Origin of the sequence: Streptomyces sp. NBC_00376 (assembly GCF_036077095.1) — a bacterium.
Lineage (GTDB): Bacteria > Actinomycetota > Actinomycetes > Streptomycetales > Streptomycetaceae > Streptomyces.
The window spans coordinates 3,527,527-3,545,578 of the sequence record NZ_CP107960.1 but is presented as its reverse complement, the minus strand read 5'-3'; the positions used below and the strand labels follow the sequence as shown (position 1 = coordinate 3,545,578).

Below are 18,052 nucleotides of genomic sequence, written 5' to 3'. Positions count from 1 at the left end.
CCGCCGCTCACTGAGGACCGTACTTGCGGCCTGTCTTGGAGGTCATCCCTCCGAGCAGGCCGCGCGGCGTCACCTTCACGACCCCCATCAGCGCCTTGTACCGGGGATCGGGGATTGAGACCGACTTTCCGCGCGCCAGGTCCGCCAGGGCCGTCGCCACCAGCTTGTCCGCGTCGAGCCACATCCAGCCCGGGATGTTGCCGGTCCCCATCCCGGCCCGCTGGTGGAACTCCGTCCGTACGAACCCGGGGCACAGCGCCATCAGCCGAACTCCCGTACCGGCCATGTCCTTCGCCGCGCCCTGGGTGAACTGCACGACCCACGCCTTGGACGCGCCGTACGTGCCGCGCGGCACGAACGCGGCCACCGAGGCCACGTTGACCACGCCGCCCCGGCCGCGCTCCCGCATCCCGGCCGCCGCCGCCGAGGTCAGCCGCAGCACCGCCTCGCAATGCACCTTCAGCATCTTCAGCTCATCGGCCATGGGCACGTCCAGATAGTGGCCCTTGTTGCCGAACCCGGCATTGTTGACCAGCAGGTCGACCGGATGGCGACGGTCCGTCAACCGGTCCTCGACCGAGGCGATCCCGTCGTCCTCGGAGAGATCGGCCCTCAGTACCTCCGCCTCGATGCCGTGCCGGTCGTGCAGCTCCGTCGCCTGCTCGCGCAGCCGCTCGGTGTCGCGCGCCACCAGCACCAGGTTGTGCCCGTCCGCCGCGAGCCGCCGCGCGAAGGCGGCACCGATCCCCGCGGTCGCGCCCGTAATCAGTGCAGTCGTCATACGCGGCACGTTAGTGCCTGTCCGGCGCGCGGCGATCAGCCGCCCGCCGTCGGCTTCCCGGCGTACTTCAGAGCGGCGCGCAGCGCCTCGGGATGCAGCGCGTCCCCGGCGGCGAGCAGCTCCGGCAGCAGGTCGCGCCGCGTGGTGGTGGCCAGGAACTCCATCCGCACGGTGACGTCGTGGTCCGGGCGGTGCACGATCTCGACCGGATCCCCGGCCCGGATCTCGCCCGGCTCGATCACCCGCAGATAGGCACCGGGAGCCGCCGCCTGCGTGAACCGCTTGACCCAGCGTTCCGCGCCGACATGACCGGCGAACGTACGGCACGGAATCCGGCCCGACGTCACCTCCAGCACCAGGCCCGCGCCGATCCGCCAGCGCTCGCCGACCCTCGCGCCGCTCACATCGACCCCGCCGGTCGTCAGGTTCTCGCCGAACGCGCCGTTGGCCAGCGGGCGCCCGAGCTCCCGCTCCCATGCGTCGAGCTCCTCGCGGGCGAAGGCGTACACCGCCTGGTCCGATCCTCCGTGATGGCGCAGATCGCACACCGAGTCCCCGGCCAGACCACTGCCGCCGGTGCCTTTGGGCCCGGGGTCGGCGACCCGGACCGGCCCGTCGGCCGGCCGCTTGTCGATGCCGGTCACCCCGCCGGGGGCGTCGGTGCAGGAGGCGGCCTTCGGGCGCCCGGTGTTCACGGTCAGCAGCCGCATCGGCCCGGTCGGTTCCATGGACTTCATACCGAGAACGCTAACCACTCCACCCTCAAAGATGTGCGCCAATTATTCACATTCGATCCAAGAACCGCTTATGGTTGAAGGGTGATCGAAGCCCGTCATCTCCGTGTCCTGCGCGCCGTGGCCGCCACCGGCTCGTTCTCCGCCGCCGCCCGCGAACTGGGCTGCACCCAGCCCGCGGTCAGCCAGCAGATGAAGGCCCTGGAGGCATCGGCGGGCACCACGCTGCTGATCCGTACGGGACGAGAGATGCGGCTCACCCAGGCCGGTGAGGCCCTCGTCCGGCACGCCTCGGGCATCCTCGCCGGTCTCACCGCCGCCGAGGAGGAGGTCGCCGCCATCGCCGGGCTGCGGGCCGGCCGGGTCCGGCTCGTCTCGTTCCCCAGCGGCAGCTCCACCCTGGTCCCGGGCGCCCTCGCCGCGCTGCGCGCCGCCCACCCCGGCACCCGGGTCTCGCTGGTGGAGGCCGAGCCGCCGCGCTCGGTCGAGATGCTGCGCGAGGGCGACTGCGACATCGCGCTGGCGTTCCGCTACGGAGCCTCCGGCGCCGAATGGGAGGACCTGGTGGTGCGCCCGCTGCTCACCGACCGGCTGATCGGCCTGGTCCCCGAGGGGCACCGGCTGTCGCGTTCCGCCACGGTGGGGATCGCCGAGCTCGCCGAGGAGTCCTGGATCGCGGGCTGCCCGCGCTGCCGCCGCCAGCTCGTGGAGGTCTGCGAGGCGTCGGGCTTCACCCCCCGGATCGACTTCGCCACCGACGACTACCCGGCGGTGGTCGGCCTGGTCGGCGCCGGACTCGGGGTCGCCGTACTGCCGGAGCTGGCGATCGAGTCCGTACGCCCCAAGGGCGCGTGCACCGTGACGGTGGAGCCGGCCATCGAGCGCGAGATCGTCGCGCTGACCCTGCCCGACCTGGCCCAGGTCCCGGCGGTGGCCGCCACCCTGGACCAGCTGTCCCTGGCGGCCGCCCGCTGAGGGGCCTGCCTGTACCCCGGCCGCCAGTCGATGGCCGGGTGTTCGGCCCTCCCGGGGCCTGTCCTGCGGACCAGGGTCGGAAGGACCCCGCCGCGGAAACGTTTCTCTTTTTTGTGCGGGCCTGGCGGGATCAGTCGTGCCCCGGGGCGCCCGACGGTGCCGCGGCCGCGATCAGCCGGCTGCGGGCCCGTCCCATGAGCTCCTCGCGTTCGTCCTCGGTGAGTCCGCCCCACACTCCGTAGGGTTCTCGCACCGCCAGGGCGTGCGCCGCGCACTCGGCGCGTACCGGGCATCGCATGCAGACCTCTTTCGCCGAGTTCTCGCGGGCGCTCCGTGCCGCCCCGCGTTCACCCTCCGGGTGGAAGAACAGTGAGCTGTCCACCCCGCGGCAGGCCGCCAGCAGCTGCCAGTCCCAGAGATCGGCGTTGGGTCCGGGAAGGCGGGAGAAATCTGCCATTGCTTGTCCCCTCGAAACCTTGCTGAGTCGGAAACGTCGTTGTCGTCCGTCATCGACCGTGCCCACGACCGTACATCTGCTGTGTAAGTAGATGTAAATATGACTGATTGCGAATCTATCCACAGACACCAGCAAAAGGGAAGAAAACCCGCTAAATGGGGCATACCTTCATGTGAAGGTTCGGTTGACGATCGGATGATCCGCGTCGTTCTCCTCCGTGTGCGGCCCCTCACGTAGAGTGCCGAACTCGGTTCCTCGGCCCGTAACTCTTTCGAGTGACCGTCGTTGAGAAGGCGGAGGCGGTTGACGGAAAAAGCGATCGGGCAGGTGTCCGAGAGTGTCAACCGCACAGGTGACGACTTGTAACAGCCTGGAGGCTCAAGGTGACGCGCATCGGCTTCGGAGGACGGTCATGACATCCGTCCTCGTCTGCGACGACTCCCCGCTTGCCCGAGAAGCGCTTCGTCGCGCGGTCGCGACCGTGCCCGGCGTGGAGCGGGTGACGACGGCGGCCAACGGCGAGGAAGTCCTCCGCCGCTGGGGCGCCGACCGTTCGGATCTGATTCTGATGGACGTACGCATGCCCGGTCTCGGAGGTGTGGAGACGGTCCGGCGGCTGCTCTCCGCCGACCCCGGAGCCAGGATCATCATGCTGACCGTCGCCGAGGACCTGGACGGTGTCGCGCTCGCGGTCGCCGCCGGTGCCCGCGGCTATCTGCACAAGGACGCCTCCCGCGCGGAGCTGCGCGCCACCGTCACCCAGGCGCTGGCCGATCCGACGTGGCGGCTCGCCCCGCGCCGGCTGCGGTCGGCCGAGATGGGTGCGGCGCCGACGCTCACCGCACGTGAGATCCAGGTGCTCGAAGGAATGAGCCACGGCCGTTCGAACGCCGAGATCGGCCGTGAGCTGTTCCTCTCCGAGGACACGGTGAAGACGCATGCCAGGCGTCTGTTCAAGAAGCTCGGCGCCTCGGACCGGGCGCACGCCGTGGCGCTCGGCTTCCGCTGGGGCCTGGTTCGCTGAGGTCCGGCAGTCGATCGATTCCCCGCCCGCGCAGCGGCGGGCGGGGCGACGTGACCGACATGCGCGCGACGGGTTCCGCCCGACCGGTGGAGCCCGTCGCGCCGACGCCATGTGACGCTTCCCGGCCGATGCCGCATCCTTGAGATGTGGAGTTCCTCGGGAACGATTCGGTCGAGCGGAAGGGGAGGGCGCAGGACATGACTTCCGGCGCACCCGCTCATAACGCTTCGGTGCACAACTACGGACGCGGCGGCACGGATGATGCGGCTCCGGGGCACCATGGTCCGATGCGCGACGACGGGACGACGGCGATCGGTGCCCTGGTGCACCGTGCCGTCGAGGGCGACGCGCAGGCCACCCATGATCTGCTGGCCCATGTCCACCCCCTGGCGCTGCGCTACTGCAGGTCGCGGCTGAACCGGCTGCCCGGTGATGCTCGCCACTTCGTGGAGGACCTGGCGCAGGAGGTCTGTGTCGCGGTGCTGATGGCGCTGCCGCGCTACAAGGACACCGGCAGGCCCTTCGAGGCCTTCGTGTTCGCCATCGCGGGCCACAAGGTCGCCGATCTCCAGCGCGCCGCCATGCGGCACCCGGGGTCGACGGCCGTGCCGTCCGACGAGATGCCCGAGCGGCCGGACGATTCGCTCGGGCCCGAGGAGCGGGCCCTGCTCAGCAGCGATGCCGCCTGGGCGAAGAAGCTCCTGGCCAACCTCCCGGAGAACCAGCGCGAGCTGCTGGTCCTGCGGGTCGCCGTCGGGCTCACCGCCGAGGAGACCGGGCAGATGCTGGGCATGTCGCCGGGCGCGGTCCGGGTCGCCCAGCACCGGGCCCTGAGCAGGCTGCGGGCGCTCGCGGAGCAGTGAGCGGATGCGGTCGGTGCCGTCCGCGAGGTTCCGTACGAAGCTACAGAACCTCCAGGTGATCTTGCTCGTGGAATGAGACACCCCCGGAGGCCGTTAGCATGGACATCCGCACCGATTAAGGCCATTTGGGGAAGGTGTCATGACTGCAAACGTCGACGGAGTGCCCGAGAAATTCGCGACGCTCGGGCTGACATACGACGACGTGCTGCTGCTGCCCGGCGCATCCGAGGTGCTGCCGAACGCGGTCGACACCTCGTCCCGTATCTCCCGCAATGTACGCGTGAACATCCCGCTGCTCTCCGCGGCGATGGACAAGGTCACCGAGTCCCGCATGGCCATCGCCATGGCGCGGCAGGGCGGCGTCGGTGTCCTGCACCGCAACCTGTCGATCGAGGACCAGGTCAACCAGGTCGACCTCGTGAAGCGCTCCGAGTCCGGCATGGTGACCGACCCGATCACCGTGCACCCGGACGCGACGCTGGCCGAGGCCGACGCGCTGTGTGCCAAGTTCCGCATCAGCGGCGTCCCGGTGACCGACCCGGCGGGCAAGCTGCTCGGCATCGTCACCAACCGCGACATGGCGTTCGAGTCCGACCGCAGCCGCCAGGTGCGCGAGGTCATGACGCCGATGCCGCTCGTGACCGGCAAGGTCGGCATCTCCGGCGTCGACGCCATGGAGCTGCTGCGCCGCCACAAGATCGAGAAGCTTCCGCTGGTCGACGACGCGGGCGTCCTCAAGGGCCTCATCACGGTCAAGGACTTCGTGAAGGCCGAGCAGTACCCGAACGCGGCGAAGGACGCCGAGGGCCGGCTCCTCGTCGGCGCGGCGGTCGGCGCGAGCCCCGAGGCCCTGGAGCGCGCTCAGGCGCTGGCCGGGGCGGGCGTGGACTTCCTCATCGTCGACACCTCGCACGGACACAACAGCAACGCGCTGAACTGGATGGCGAAGATCAAGTCCAGCGTCGGCGTCGACGTCATCGGCGGCAACGTCGCGACGCGTGACGGCGCGCAGGCCCTGATCGACGCCGGTGTCGACGGCGTGAAGGTCGGCGTGGGCCCCGGCTCCATCTGCACCACGCGCGTGGTCGCCGGTATCGGCGTCCCGCAGGTCACCGCGATCTACGAGGCCGCTCTCGCCGCCCGCGCGGCCGGCGTCCCGGTCATCGGGGACGGCGGTCTGCAGTACTCCGGCGACATCGGCAAGGCGCTCGCCGCCGGTGCCGACACGGTCATGCTGGGCAGCCTCCTCGCGGGCTGCGAGGAGTCTCCCGGCGAGCTCCTCTTCATCAACGGCAAGCAGTTCAAGTCGTACCGCGGCATGGGTTCCCTCGGGGCGATGCAGTCCCGTGGACAGGGCCGCTCGTACTCCAAGGACCGCTACTTCCAGGCCGACGTGGCCTCGGACGACAAACTCGTCCCCGAAGGCATCGAGGGCCAGGTGCCCTACCGCGGCCCGCTGGCCAACGTGCTGCACCAGCTCGTCGGCGGCCTCCGTCAGACGATGGGCTACGTGGGCGCCGCCTCCATCGACGAGATGGAGACCAAGGGCCGCTTCGTCCGCATCACGTCCGCGGGGCTCAAGGAGAGCCACCCGCACGACATCCAGATGACGGTCGAGGCGCCGAACTACAGCCGCAACAAGTAGCCGCCGACGGTGCCAGGGGCGGCCCCGGGACTCCCGGGGCCGCCCCTGGCGCGTATGTCGGGGATACTGGAAGGCGCTGAAACGCAGAGGGAAAGGCCACACACGTGACTGAGATCGAGATCGGGCGCGGCAAGCGCGGCCGCCGGGCGTACGCATTCGACGACATCGCCGTCGTTCCGAGCCGCCGTACCCGCGACCCGAAGGAGGTCTCGATCGCCTGGCAGATCGACGCCTACCGTTTCGAGCTGCCGTTCCTGGCCGCTCCCATGGACTCCGTGGTCTCCCCGCAGACCGCGATCCGCATCGGTGAGCTCGGCGGCCTCGGCGTCCTCAACCTCGAGGGCCTGTGGACCCGGCACGCCGACCCGCAGCCGCTGCTCGACGAGATCGCCGAGATGCCCGTCGAGTCGGCGACCCGCCGCCTCCAGGAGATCTACTCCGCGCCGATCCAGGAGGAGCTGATCGGGCAGCGCATCAAGGAGGTGCGCGACTCCGGTGTCGTCACCGCCGCCGCGCTCTCCCCGCAGCGCACCGCGCAGTTCTCCAAGGCCGTCGTCGACGCGGGCGTGGACATCTTCGTCATCCGCGGTACGACGGTCTCCGCCGAGCACGTCTCGGGTGCCGCCGAGCCGCTCAACCTCAAGCAGTTCATCTACGAGCTGGACGTCCCGGTGATCGTCGGCGGCTGCGCCACGTACACCGCCGCCCTGCACCTGATGCGTACCGGTGCGGCCGGCGTCCTCGTCGGCTTCGGCGGCGGCGCCGCGCACACCACGCGCAACGTCTTCGGCATCCAGGTCCCGATGGCGACCGCGGTCGCCGATGTGGCCGGCGCCCGCCGTGACTACATGGACGAGTCCGGCGGCCGGTACGTGCACGTGATCGCGGACGGCGGCGTCGGCTGGTCCGGCGATCTGCCCAAGGCCATCGCCTGCGGCGCGGACGCCGTGATGATGGGCTCCCCGCTGGCCCGTGCGACGGACGCGCCGGGCCGCGGCCGGCACTGGGGCATGGAGGCCGTCCACGAGGACGTTCCGCGCGGCAAGCTGGTGGACCTGGGCTCGGTCGGTACCACCGAGGAGGTCCTGACCGGTCCTTCGCACACCCCCGACGGCTCGATGAACATCTTCGGCGCGCTGCGCCGGGCGATGGCGACGACGGGGTACAGCGACCTCAAGGAGTTCCAGCGCGTCGAGGTCACGGTGGCGGACTCGCAGCACCGCCGCTGATCGTTCCCGGCATGACGGGAGGGCCCGGACCGCAGCGGCGGTCCGGGCCCTCCCGTATGTGTCCGCGCGACTAGCCGGCGGCCTTCTTGGCGCCGGAGAACGCGGCGACCGCCGCGATGGCGAAGAAGAGGTACGAGATGAAGTCCGAGTCGGCCTTCCACGCCTCGTTCAGCAGGCTGAAGTGGTCGAAGAACAGCTCGGAGACGGTGACCGGGAGCTCCTTGGCCGCGATCATCGCCTCGCCGAGCAGCTGGCCGAAGTAGACGGCGACCAGCGAGAGCAGGGCGCTGACGACCGGCAGCACGGGGTTGCGGCCGCCGACCTTGCCCGACGCGAAGCCGACGACGAAGCCGACACCCACGGCCGCGTAGCCGATCTCGTGCTTGGTGGCGCCGATGATGGCGCCGTAGATGGCCGCGGCGACGACGGCCGCGACGACGGCGGCGGCCAGGCCGAGGCCGATGTTGTTGCGTACCGGGGCCGGCGGGGTGAACGGCGCGCCGCCGAACGGGGCGCCGGGCTGCTGGCCCGCGAACGGGTTGCCGCCGGGCTGGGCGCCGGGCTGCTGGCCCGCGAACGGGTTGCCGCCGGGCTGGGCGTCGTGCGGCTGGTTCGGTGGCACGGGCTGGCTCATGTTGATATCCCCCCTGGGACGGAAGCGCACGACTGTGCGAGAAGTGACGCCGCAGGCTAGCAGCAGCCTGTGACATCTCCTACCGAAATCCTGGGGAGAGATGTTTAAAGCCGGTGTGCGGCCCCCGCCGGGGTCGCTCCCCGGGTGTCCAGGAGGAGCTGGGCCTTCACGGCGAGGCCCTGGAGGTCGTACGTCCGGTGGTGCTGGAGCAGCACCGTGAGGTCGGCGCTGGACGCCGCCTCGTACAGCGAGTCGGCGCGCGGGACCGGGAGCTCGCGTACCCGCCAGTCCAGGACGTGCGGGTCGTGGTAGCCGATCTGGGCACCCATGTCCATCAGCCTGGTCGCGATCTCCCGGGCGGGGGAGCCCTCCTGGTCGGCGAGGTCGGGCTTGTAGGTGACCCCGAGCAGCAGTACCCGGGCGCCGCGGACGGACTTGCCGTGTTCGTTCAGCAGGGTGGCGCAGCGCTGGATCACGTACTGCGGCATCCGGCCGTTGATCTCCTGGGCGAGCGAGACCATCCGCAGGGGGTGGCCGGGGGTGCGGCTGTTGTACGGGAGGTAGCCCGGGTCGACGGGTGCGCCGTGGCCGCCGACGCCGGGGCCGGGGCGGAACGGCTGGAAGCCGAAGGGCTTGGTCTCGGCGCAGCGGATGACGTCCCACAGGTCGACGCCGAGGTCGTGGCAGAGCACCGCCATCTCGTTGACCAGGGCGATGTTGACGTGCCGGAAGTTGGTCTCCAGGACCTTGGTCATCTCGGCCTCGCGCGGTCCGCGCGCCCGGACGACCTTGTCGGTGAGCCGGCCGTAGAAGGCGGCGGCGGATTCGGTGCAGGCGGGGGTGAGACCGCCGATGACCTTGGGGGTGTTGGCGTAGACGTGGGTCCGGTTGCCGGGGTCGAGGCGGCTGGGGGAGCAGGCCAGGTGGAAGTCGCGGCCGGCGCGCAGCCCCGAGCCCTCTTCGAGCAGCGGCAGCAGGTAGTTCTCGGTGGTGCCGGGCGGTACGGCCGATTCGAGCAGCACGGTGGTGTGCGGGCGCAGCCGGGCGGCGAGTGCGCGGGCGGCGTCGCCGACGGCGGTGAGGTCGATGGTGCGGTCGGCGCCGAGGGGGGCGGGCGCGCAGATCACCGCGGTACGGACCCGGCCCAGTTCGGCCGGGTTGGTGGTGGGCCGGAAGCCCCCCGAGAGCATCCGGCGGATCTCCGAGGCGGTGAGCGATCCCTCGACGGGGGTGCGGCCCGCGGAGAGTTCCGTGTAGGCGCGTGGGTCGGTGTCGTAGCCGACGGTCTGCACGCCCGCGGCCACGGCGGCCTGGGCGAGCGGCAGGCCGAGGTGGCCGAGTCCGATGACTGCGAGGTCTGCGGGCATGTGGATGGGCCGTCCTTCCCGTCGGACTATGACCATGAGGGCAGAAAGCGCAACCGCTATGGACAGCGCAATGTCACACTAGGCTTATATATGACCTGTATGTCGCATTGCGCGCTTCTGCCGTCCCGGTGTTGTCCACAGGCGGTGGCCGAAGTCGTGGACGCCGGACAGAATCGAGAGGTGGGCGCGGGCCGCCCCGGCCGTCGAGCCGGGTCGCGTCCCCGTGCCGGACCACCCCGATCTACCCGGGAGGCAGCAGTGAGGACAGCGACACTGGGACCTGCGGAGCGCGCCGAGGCGCTGGCCGCGATGGCCGAGCGCGAACTGGACGTGCTGGTCGTGGGAGCGGGCGTGGTCGGCGCCGGCACGGCGCTGGACGCGGCGACGAGAGGGCTCTCGACCGGGCTGGTCGAGGCCCGCGACTGGGCGTCGGGCACATCGAGCAGGTCGAGCAAGCTGATCCATGGCGGGCTGCGGTATCTGGAGATGCTCGACTTCGCGCTCGTCCGAGAGGCACTGAAGGAGCGCGGGCTGCTCCTGGAGCGGCTGGCCCCGCACCTGGTGAAGCCGGTGCCATTTCTCTACCCGTTGCAGCACAAGGGCTGGGAGCGGTTCTACGCCGGCTCCGGCGTGGCGCTCTACGACGCGATGTCGGTGTCGTCGGGCCACGGCCGCGGCCTGCCCGTGCACCGCCATCTCTCCCGCCGCCACGCCCTGCGCGTCGCCCCGGCACTGAGGAAGGACGCCCTGGTCGGGGCGTTGCAGTACTACGACGCACAGATGGACGACGCCCGCTATGTGGCGACCCTGGTGCGCACCGCCGCCGGTTACGGTGCGCACGTGGCCAACCGTGCGCGGGTGGTCGGCTTCCTCCGCGAGGGCGAGCGGGTCGTCGGCGCCCGGGTGGAGGACGTCGAGGCGGGCGGTGAGTACGAGGTCAGGGCCAAGCAGGTGGTCAACGCGACGGGGGTCTGGACGGACGACACCCAGGCGCTGATAGGGGAGCGCGGACAGTTCCACGTCCGGGCGTCCAAGGGCATTCACCTGGTCGTCCCCAAGGACCGCATCCACTCCTCGACCGGCCTGATCCTGCGGACCGAGAAGTCCGTCCTCTTCGTCATCCCGTGGGGGCGGCACTGGATCATCGGGACCACGGACACCGACTGGGACCTGGACAAGGCACACCCTGCGGCGTCCAGCGCCGACATCGACTACCTGCTCGAACACGTCAATTCGGTCCTGGCCACGCCCCTGAGCCGGGACGACGTCCAGGGCGTGTACGCCGGGCTGCGGCCGCTGCTGGCCGGTGAGTCCGACGCGACCAGCAAGCTCTCGCGCGAGCACACGGTGGCGCATCCGCTGCCGGGCCTCGTGGTGGTGGCGGGCGGCAAGTACACGACGTACCGGGTGATGGCCAAGGACGCCGTGGACGAGGCGGTGCACGGTCTGGACCAGCGGGTGGCGGCCTGCGTCACGGAGGAGATCCCGCTGCTGGGCGCGGAGGGATACCCGGCGATGTGGAACGCCAGGGCGAGGATCGCGGCCCGGTCCGGACTCCATGTCGCCCGGGTGGAGCATCTGCTCAACCGCTACGGCTCTGCGACCGAGCAGATCCTCGAACTGATCCTCGCCGATCCGGTGCTGGGGGAGCCGCTGCCCTCGGCCGACGACTACCTGAAGGCCGAGATCGTCTACGCCGCCTCGCACGAGGGGGCCCGCCATCTCGACGACGTACTGACCCGCCGGACCCGGATCTCCATCGAGACCTTCGACCGGGGCACCCGCAGCGCCCGGCTCTGCGCGGAACTGATGGCACCGGTGCTGGGCTGGGACGAGGGCCAGATCGACCGGGAGGTCGAGCACTACGAGAAGCGGGTGCAGGCGGAGCGGGAGTCGCAGCGCCAGCCGGACGACCTCACGGCGGACGCGGCGCGGCTCGGGGCACCGGACATCGTGCCCATCTAGGAACTCCCTGGATTCTCCGGCCGGTCGCAGAACTCCGCTTCGAGCAGTGCGGGTTCGAGGGTCCGCGCGTCGGCCAGCGTGTCCGTGTCGATGCGGTACGTCAGGGTGTGGAGCCCGTCGCGCGTCGCGGCGGTACGGACGTAACTGCCCGCTATGTGGCCGTTGTGGCCCCAGACGGTGGTGCCGCAGGAGAGCTTCTGCGGATAGATGCCCAGTCCGTAGACGCCGTGCGTGGCCCGGGTGTTCAGCAGGATCGCCAGCTGGGCGGGCGCGAGGAGGCGGCCGCCCAGCAGGGCCGAGTAGAAGCGGTTCAGATCGTCGAGCGTGGAGATCAGCTCGCCGGCCGCGCCCGCCGTGCGGGGGTCCAGCGAGGTGACGTCGCGCAGACCGCCGTCGGCCGGATCGCGGGTGTAGGCACGGCCGTGCGGGGAGGGCAGGGTGGTACGGGAGCCAGGGAGGGAGGTGCCCGTGAGGTGGAGGGGGGTGATGAGGCGGTTGCGGATCTCGGTGGCGTAGCTGTGTCCGGTGACCCGTTGAACGACGAGTCCGAGTACGGCGTAATTGGTGTTGGAGTAGGCGTAGCGGCCGGGGGCGCTCGTCGGACGGTGGGTCAGGGCGACGCGGACCGCCGCGATGGCCGTGAGGGGGTGGGCGGATGGGTCGGCGGTGTAGTCGTGGAGACCGCTGGTGTGGCTGAGCAGGGCGCGCAGGGTGATGCGGCGGCCGTCGTTGCCGTTGCCGCGCACCAGCCCCGGCAGCAGCCGCTCGACCGTGTCCGTCAGCTGGAGCCGTCGTTCCCGGGAGAGTTGGAGCACGACCGTGGCGACGAAGGTCTTGGTGATGCTGCCCGCCCGGAACCGGTCCGCCCGCCGGATTCCGGGGCCTGTCGAGCGATAGGTGTCGTACGGTGCGGTGGAGGCGCGGCGGGCCAGCAGCGCCGCCGTGGGGGCACCGCCCTCGGCGACGAGCCGGGGAAGGTAGGCGGCTGCGGGCGTGAGGTGTGGTTCGCTGGGCAGGGGCACCGTTCCCAGGCCGAGCAGCGCCAGCAGCAACGGGGCGGCGAGCAGTGCCCTGGGTATCGGCATGGCGGGGATTCCCTTCCTCGGGGCACATCATGGCGGGCCCGTGGACCCGGCACCATGACCCGTGCCGGGGTGAGGGACAATGAACGCTCTGCCAGGGCGGGTTGATCGCAGAGGGGACGCATGTCGGAGGCGGAACAGGCACGGGAGCCCCAACGGGACAAGGACGGACGTCTCCTTGCGGGGCGCTACCGGCTCGGGGAGGTGCTCGGCCGGGGCGGTATGGGCACGGTCTGGCGTGCCGTCGACGAGACGCTGGGCCGCACGGTCGCGGTCAAGGAACTGCGGTTCCCCACGGCCATCGACGAGGACGAGAAGCGCCGGCTCATCACGCGCACGCTGCGTGAGGCGAAGGCGATCGCCAGGATCCGCAACAACGGCGCGGTGACGGTCTACGACGTGGTCGACGAGGACGACCGGCCGTGGATCGTGATGGAGCTCATCGAGGGCAAGTCCCTCGCCGAAGCCGTGCGCGAGGACGGTGTCCTGACGCCGAAGCGCGCCGCCGAGGTCGGCCTCGCCATCCTCGACGTGCTGCGCTCGGCGCACCGCGAGGGCATCCTGCACCGCGACGTGAAGCCGTCCAACGTGCTGATCGCCGAGGACGGCCGGGTCGTGCTGACCGACTTCGGTATCGCCCAGGTCGAGGGCGACCCGTCGGTCACCTCCACGGGCATGCTCGTCGGCGCCCCCTCGTACATCTCGCCCGAGCGCGCCCGCGGTCACAAGCCGGGGCCGCCCGCCGACCTCTGGTCGCTCGGCGGACTGCTGTACGCCAGCGTCGAGGGCTCCCCGCCGTACGACAAGGGGTCGGCCATCGCCACCCTGACCGCCGTGATGACCGAGCCGCTCGACCCGCCGAAGAACGCCGGTCCGCTTGAGGAGGTCATCTACGGCCTGCTCGCCAAGGACCCCGAGCAGCGGCTCGACGACGCGGGCGCCCGTGCCCTGCTCAACGATGTGATCCACGCCCCCGAGAAGCCGGACCCGGTGGTGGTGCCGCCCGCCGACGCCACCCAGGTCATGGCGCTGCCCGGGAAGACCGACGAGCCCCGCGCCAAGGCGGCGCCGAAGGCCGCGGAACAGGGCGAGGGCGCGCGGGACCGGCTGCGGGGCGCCCTGCGCTCCGTACGGAACGCGAAGGCGGCACCGGCCGCCGCTGCGGCGACCACCACGCCGCCCCCGCCCTCGGCACCCCCGTCGGTCTCCCCCTCGTCCGCCGGCGCGGGCACCCCCGCCAAGCCCGCGACCGCCCCGGCCTCTGCCGCCGCCGCGGCCGTACCGTCGCCGCGCCCGGCCACGTCCCCGGCCGCCCCGACCCGGGCGTCCATCACGGACGTGGTGCCGCGCCGCACCCTGGCGATCATCGCGGCCGTGATCGTGCTCGCCGTGCTCGGCACGGTCCTCGCGCTCACGCTCGGCGGGGACGACAAGAACAACGCGGGCAACGAAGGCGGCAAGGACGACAAGTCCACCTCCGCCGGGCCCTCGGCGCCGAGCGGCGGCTCCCCGGAGACCGACAGCGGCAGTGGCAGCGGCAAGGACCAGGGCAACGGCCAGGGCCAGGACCAGAACGGCAACCAGGGTCAGGGCGAGGACAAGGGCACGGGCGACGACAAGGGCAGCGGCAAGGGCGACAAGCCGGGCGACGCGCTGCCCGCCGGATTCCGGATGGTCACGAACAAGAAGTTCCACTTCCAGATGGCCATGCCCGAGGACTTCCGCTTCGACACCACGGCGGGCGAGAACTCCGGCGGCATCTACAACGTCAGCGGCGGCTTCCCCCGTATCCAGGTCGACTACACCGATTCGCCCGGCGGCGACGCGGCCGCCGCCTGGAACGCCGCGAAGGCCGCCGTCGCGGCCAGCAGCAACGGCTACCACCATCTCGGCATCAACAAGGTCCAGTACAACGGCTACCCGACCGTCGCCGACTGGCAGTTCGAGCGCACCCAGCGCGGCCAGCGGGTCCATGTACTCAACCGGGGCTTCAAGGTCGACGGCGAGCACGGCTACGCGATCATGATCAGCTGCAGGACCGACGAGTGGGACAGCAAGGAGTGCCGGACGTTGCGCAAGACCGCGTTCGACACGTTCAAGCCCATCGACTGAGCATCCAGGCTTCGGGCGGACATTCGGGCTTCGGCGCCACCGGCTGATCCATGGGCGGAGGGGGCCGGGATGCGCCGACCCGGCCGCGTGTCCGGCACTTGCCACGTATCGTGAGAGCCTGAAGACCGTACGCAGCTGGAACGGTGGGTCAATTGCACGGTGAGTGACCGCAATTGATGGATCGATTCCGGCTTTCGTGGCCGGGGGGACAGCGCGCTCTGGGGAGGCGTCGTGGACGACTACGCGGGTCGGGTGCTTGCCGACCGCTACCGCCTTCCGTTGCCTCCGCACGATGAGTACGAAACGGTCGAGACCCGGGCGTTCGATACCTATAGCGGGCAGGAAGTCCTGGTCCGGCAGGTGCCGTTGCCCGAGGTGGTGGACGCCGAGGTGCTCGACGCCGAGGATCCGGACCCGTGGGCCCGGCGAGCCGCCGGGCGGGCCGTGCGCGTTCCCGCCGACCCGGTGGTCCGGCGCGCCGTGGAGGCGGCGCAGGCGGCGGCCCAGGTGCCCGACCACCCCAGGCTCGACCAGGTCTTCGACGTGTTCGCCGAAGAGGGCTCGCTCTGGATCGTGAGCGAACTCGTCGCGGCCCGCCCGCTCGCCTCGCTCCTCGCGGAACGGCCGCTCAACCCCTTCCGGGCCGCCGAGATCGGCTCCGACGTGCTGACCGCGCTGCGCGTGTTGCACGCCCACGGCTGGACCCACCGGAACATCACCGTCCGCACGGTACTGATCTGCGACGACGGCAGGGTCGTGCTGACCGGCCTCGCGGCCGGGGCGGCGGAGGAGGCGCTCTGCGGGTACGTGACGACACCGCAGCCCGACGAGGACGAGGACGAGGGCGAGAGCCAGGGCGGTTACGGGGACGAGGACGGCTACGGCTACGGGCACGAGGACGAGTTCGCCCGCCCGGCGCTGGGTACGGGCTCCGCGAGCGCCTTCGCGCCGCCTCCGCCCGCCATGCCGCCCCTGCCCGCCGCTCCGGCCGAGGTGCCGGCCTCACGCGGTCCGGCGGCGATCGAGACGGGCCGGGGGGCCGACGCGCCCCACGGCGACGACGCCCCGTACGCGGACGACGACCCGTACGACGACGGCGACGAGGGCGACGACGGTCCCGACGCCCCCCGTGGCGGCGGTCCGGGAGACGCCGCACAGCTGCGGGCCGAGCGCGCCGGGGCGATCGCCGCCTACCGGGAGGGCGCCCGCGCCGCCGCACGCGTCAACGAGGACCGGCGGCACGCCGGTCCGGGCGACGCGGAGGACACCGGAAGCCTGCCGGTCCAGCGTCCCGCACGGCCGGAGGACGGGTACCCGTCCGACCCGGACCACAGCCGTCCGCGTCCGGCCGCCCCCTGGAGCCACGCCACCGACGATCCGGACACCGACGACCCGTACGCCGACGATCCGCACACCAAGGACCTGTACGCGGCGGATCCCTACGACGACGTGGACGACGGCGGCCACGACAACGACGACGGCGAAGACGGCCGGCCGCCCGCGCGGCGGCTGTATCTCACCGGTTCCTGGAGCGACGGCCCCGGTTCCGGCCGCCCCGTCCCCGCCGGGGGCTCGGGCGAGGACGCCCTGCGCGCCGACGCCCGGCGCCACGGCGACTCCCCGGCGCTGCCCGCGCACCGCACGGGTCGGCAGCAGCAGCCGGGGCGCTGGGACGAGGCGTCCGCGAGCGACCGTACGGACTCCGTCTACCGGGGCCCCGCCACCCCGCTCGCCGCCGAGCGCGCCCGGCAGACCCGGATCGCCGTGGTCGGCGCGGTCACCGAGCGCTGGGCGCCCGAGCAGGCCGGCCCCGTCCACGAGAACTGGCGGCTGGCACCGCCGATCGGGCCCGCCACCGACCTCTGGGCGCTGGGCGCGCTGCTCTACCGCGCCGTCCAGGGCCACGCCCCCTACCCCGAGGAGAACGCGGCCGAGCTCGTCCAGATGGTGTGCGGGGAGCCGCCCGCCTTCGCCGAGGAGTGCGGTCCGCTGCGCCCCGTCGTCGAGTCCCTGCTGCGCCAGGACCCCACCGAACGGCCGGACTTCGAGGAGCTGAGCGGCTGGCTGCGCTCCCTCGTGCGGTCGGCGCCCGAGCCCGAGGCCGGTCTGGACGTCGTCCCCCTGCCGTCCGCCGACACGGCCCGGCTCCCCGTCGTACGCCGCCGGGGCGAGCTGGTCCGCAGGCGACGCGGCCGGAGCGCGGCCCACGGCCGTCACCGCCACACCAAGGACAAGCCCGGCCGACAGGACCACCAGGACCGGCACGACCATCACGACAGGCACGACCCGCAGGCCGGGCTGGCCATGCCCAGGGCCGAGCGAGCCCCCCGGGCGCCGCGTGAGCCCAAGGGCCCCAAGGCGCTGCGCACCCCTCCCCGCCCCCAAGAGGGCGGGGGCCGGGCGCCGCGGCGGCTCGGGAGGCTGCTCCTGGTGCTGATCCTGCTGGTCCTCGCCGCGGCCATCGCGTACGCCGTGATGTTCATGCCCAAGTCGGACGAAGAACCGGGCAGCGGCTCCTCGGGCCCGGCCTCCTCGGCATCCGGTTCGCCGGAGCCCGGCACGGGGGAGTCCGGCGGTCAGGAGTCCTCCGGGTCGCCCGGCGCCCAGCAGCCGCAGACCAGCCGCTCCGCCGTAGCGCTCGCCCCCGGCTACACCCTGCGCAAGGACAAGGAGGGCTTCGAGGTCGGTGTGCTCAAGGGCTGGCAGCGCAGCCCCGCCAACGCGGACCGTCAGATCCGCTACGGCAGCGACGGCTTCAGCCTGCTGATCGTCCCGGGCCGCGACACCGTCAAGGCCAACGGCGACGACCCGCTGGCGTACCAGGCGGGCAAGGAGCTGGAGTTGCAGCCGTTCCGCGACTCCAGCTGGTCGGGGTCGAGCGGGCTGCGCCGGATCGACGTCGGGCGACAGGCCATGGCGGAGGGCCAGTTCACCTGGCAGGACGCCTCGGGGCGCGAGGTGTACGCCCGCAACCTCGTGATGATCGTCGAGGGCCGCTACCACGTCATCCAGGTCATCGGCCCGGAGAGCCGACGCGACAAGGTGACCGACATCTACGAACAGGCCATCGCCTCCTACCGCGTGACGCACTGAATCCTCTCCGTACAACTCCCGGGCGCAGGCGGGAGCGACAAGCATCACAGTGCGGTCTCGTGGGCGGTGCGAGGTTCCGTGGCCGTGCGTC

14 protein-coding genes are annotated in these 18,052 nt (G+C 71.7%); 8 read left to right on the top strand and 6 right to left on the bottom strand.

The window, feature by feature from the left end; genetic code table 11:
* Positions 1-7 precede the first annotated feature (7 nt).
* On the bottom strand, positions 8-781 hold the full coding sequence (locus tag OG842_RS15730; protein ID WP_266730315.1) for an SDR family NAD(P)-dependent oxidoreductase: 774 nt from the start codon (positions 779-781) through the stop codon (positions 8-10).
* A 35-nt stretch (positions 782-816) separates the two neighbouring features.
* Positions 817-1,491: an MOSC domain-containing protein gene (locus tag OG842_RS15725; protein WP_266733610.1), complete on the bottom strand. Its 675-nt coding sequence runs from the start codon at positions 1,489-1,491 to the stop codon at positions 817-819.
* A gap of 108 nt (positions 1,492-1,599) precedes the next feature.
* Between OG842_RS15725 and OG842_RS15720 the strand changes: the two genes are divergently transcribed.
* Positions 1,600-2,490 (top strand): LysR family transcriptional regulator, encoded by an 891-nt coding sequence (locus OG842_RS15720; protein ID WP_266730314.1) that lies wholly within the window; start codon positions 1,600-1,602, stop codon positions 2,488-2,490.
* A gap of 130 nt (positions 2,491-2,620) precedes the next feature.
* On the opposite strand, the gene OG842_RS15715 is transcribed toward OG842_RS15720, so the two are convergent.
* Entirely contained in the window at positions 2,621-2,947 is a 327-nt protein-coding gene (locus OG842_RS15715; RefSeq protein WP_266730313.1) for a WhiB family transcriptional regulator, read from the bottom strand.
* A gap of 412 nt (positions 2,948-3,359) precedes the next feature.
* On the opposite strand from OG842_RS15715, the gene OG842_RS15710 reads away from it, so the two are divergent.
* The 4 genes from OG842_RS15710 to OG842_RS15695 all read left to right on the top strand — a co-directional run bounded on the left by OG842_RS15710 (position 3,360) and on the right by OG842_RS15695 (position 7,708).
* Positions 3,360-3,971: a response regulator transcription factor gene (locus tag OG842_RS15710; RefSeq protein ID WP_003948568.1), complete on the top strand. Its 612-nt coding sequence runs from the start codon at positions 3,360-3,362 to the stop codon at positions 3,969-3,971.
* 287 nt (positions 3,972-4,258) lie between these two features.
* A complete protein-coding gene (locus OG842_RS15705; RefSeq protein WP_132904942.1) occupies positions 4,259-4,834 on the top strand; it encodes a sigma-70 family RNA polymerase sigma factor in 576 nt (191 codons plus the stop codon).
* Between the two features lie 139 nt (positions 4,835-4,973).
* Positions 4,974-6,479 carry an IMP dehydrogenase gene (gene guaB / locus OG842_RS15700; protein ID WP_266730311.1) on the top strand — a complete coding sequence of 502 codons (1,506 nt, stop codon included), beginning with the start codon at positions 4,974-4,976 and terminating at the stop codon, positions 6,477-6,479.
* 104 nt (positions 6,480-6,583) lie between these two features.
* Positions 6,584-7,708 (top strand): GuaB3 family IMP dehydrogenase-related protein, encoded by a 1,125-nt coding sequence (locus OG842_RS15695; protein WP_072486665.1) that lies wholly within the window; start codon positions 6,584-6,586, stop codon positions 7,706-7,708.
* A 70-nt stretch (positions 7,709-7,778) separates the two neighbouring features.
* On the opposite strand, the gene OG842_RS15690 is transcribed toward OG842_RS15695, so the two are convergent.
* Both OG842_RS15690 and OG842_RS15685 read right to left on the bottom strand, forming a co-directional pair.
* The gene (locus tag OG842_RS15690; RefSeq protein WP_266730310.1) at positions 7,779-8,342 is read right to left on the bottom strand and encodes a hypothetical protein; all 564 of its coding nucleotides are present in this window, start codon (positions 8,340-8,342) and stop codon (positions 7,779-7,781) included.
* 104 nt (positions 8,343-8,446) lie between these two features.
* The gene (locus tag OG842_RS15685) at positions 8,447-9,709 is read right to left on the bottom strand and encodes a nucleotide sugar dehydrogenase (RefSeq protein ID WP_266730309.1); all 1,263 of its coding nucleotides are present in this window, start codon (positions 9,707-9,709) and stop codon (positions 8,447-8,449) included.
* A gap of 258 nt (positions 9,710-9,967) precedes the next feature.
* Between OG842_RS15685 and OG842_RS15680 the strand changes: the two genes are divergently transcribed.
* Positions 9,968-11,674 (top strand): glycerol-3-phosphate dehydrogenase/oxidase, encoded by a 1,707-nt coding sequence (locus tag OG842_RS15680; RefSeq protein ID WP_266730308.1) that lies wholly within the window; start codon positions 9,968-9,970, stop codon positions 11,672-11,674.
* Here OG842_RS15680 and OG842_RS15675 read toward each other — a convergent pair.
* A complete protein-coding gene (locus OG842_RS15675; protein WP_266730307.1) occupies positions 11,671-12,759 on the bottom strand; it encodes a serine hydrolase domain-containing protein in 1,089 nt (362 codons plus the stop codon). The genes OG842_RS15680 and OG842_RS15675 overlap by 4 nt on opposite strands.
* Positions 12,760-12,879: 120 nt before the next feature.
* On the opposite strand from OG842_RS15675, the gene OG842_RS15670 reads away from it, so the two are divergent.
* Both OG842_RS15670 and OG842_RS15665 read left to right on the top strand, forming a co-directional pair.
* Entirely contained in the window at positions 12,880-14,868 is a 1,989-nt protein-coding gene (locus OG842_RS15670) for a serine/threonine-protein kinase (protein WP_266730306.1), read from the top strand.
* 231 nt (positions 14,869-15,099) lie between these two features.
* A complete protein-coding gene (locus OG842_RS15665) occupies positions 15,100-17,961 on the top strand; it encodes a protein kinase (protein ID WP_266730305.1) in 2,862 nt (953 codons plus the stop codon).
* Positions 17,962-18,052 lie beyond the last annotated feature (91 nt).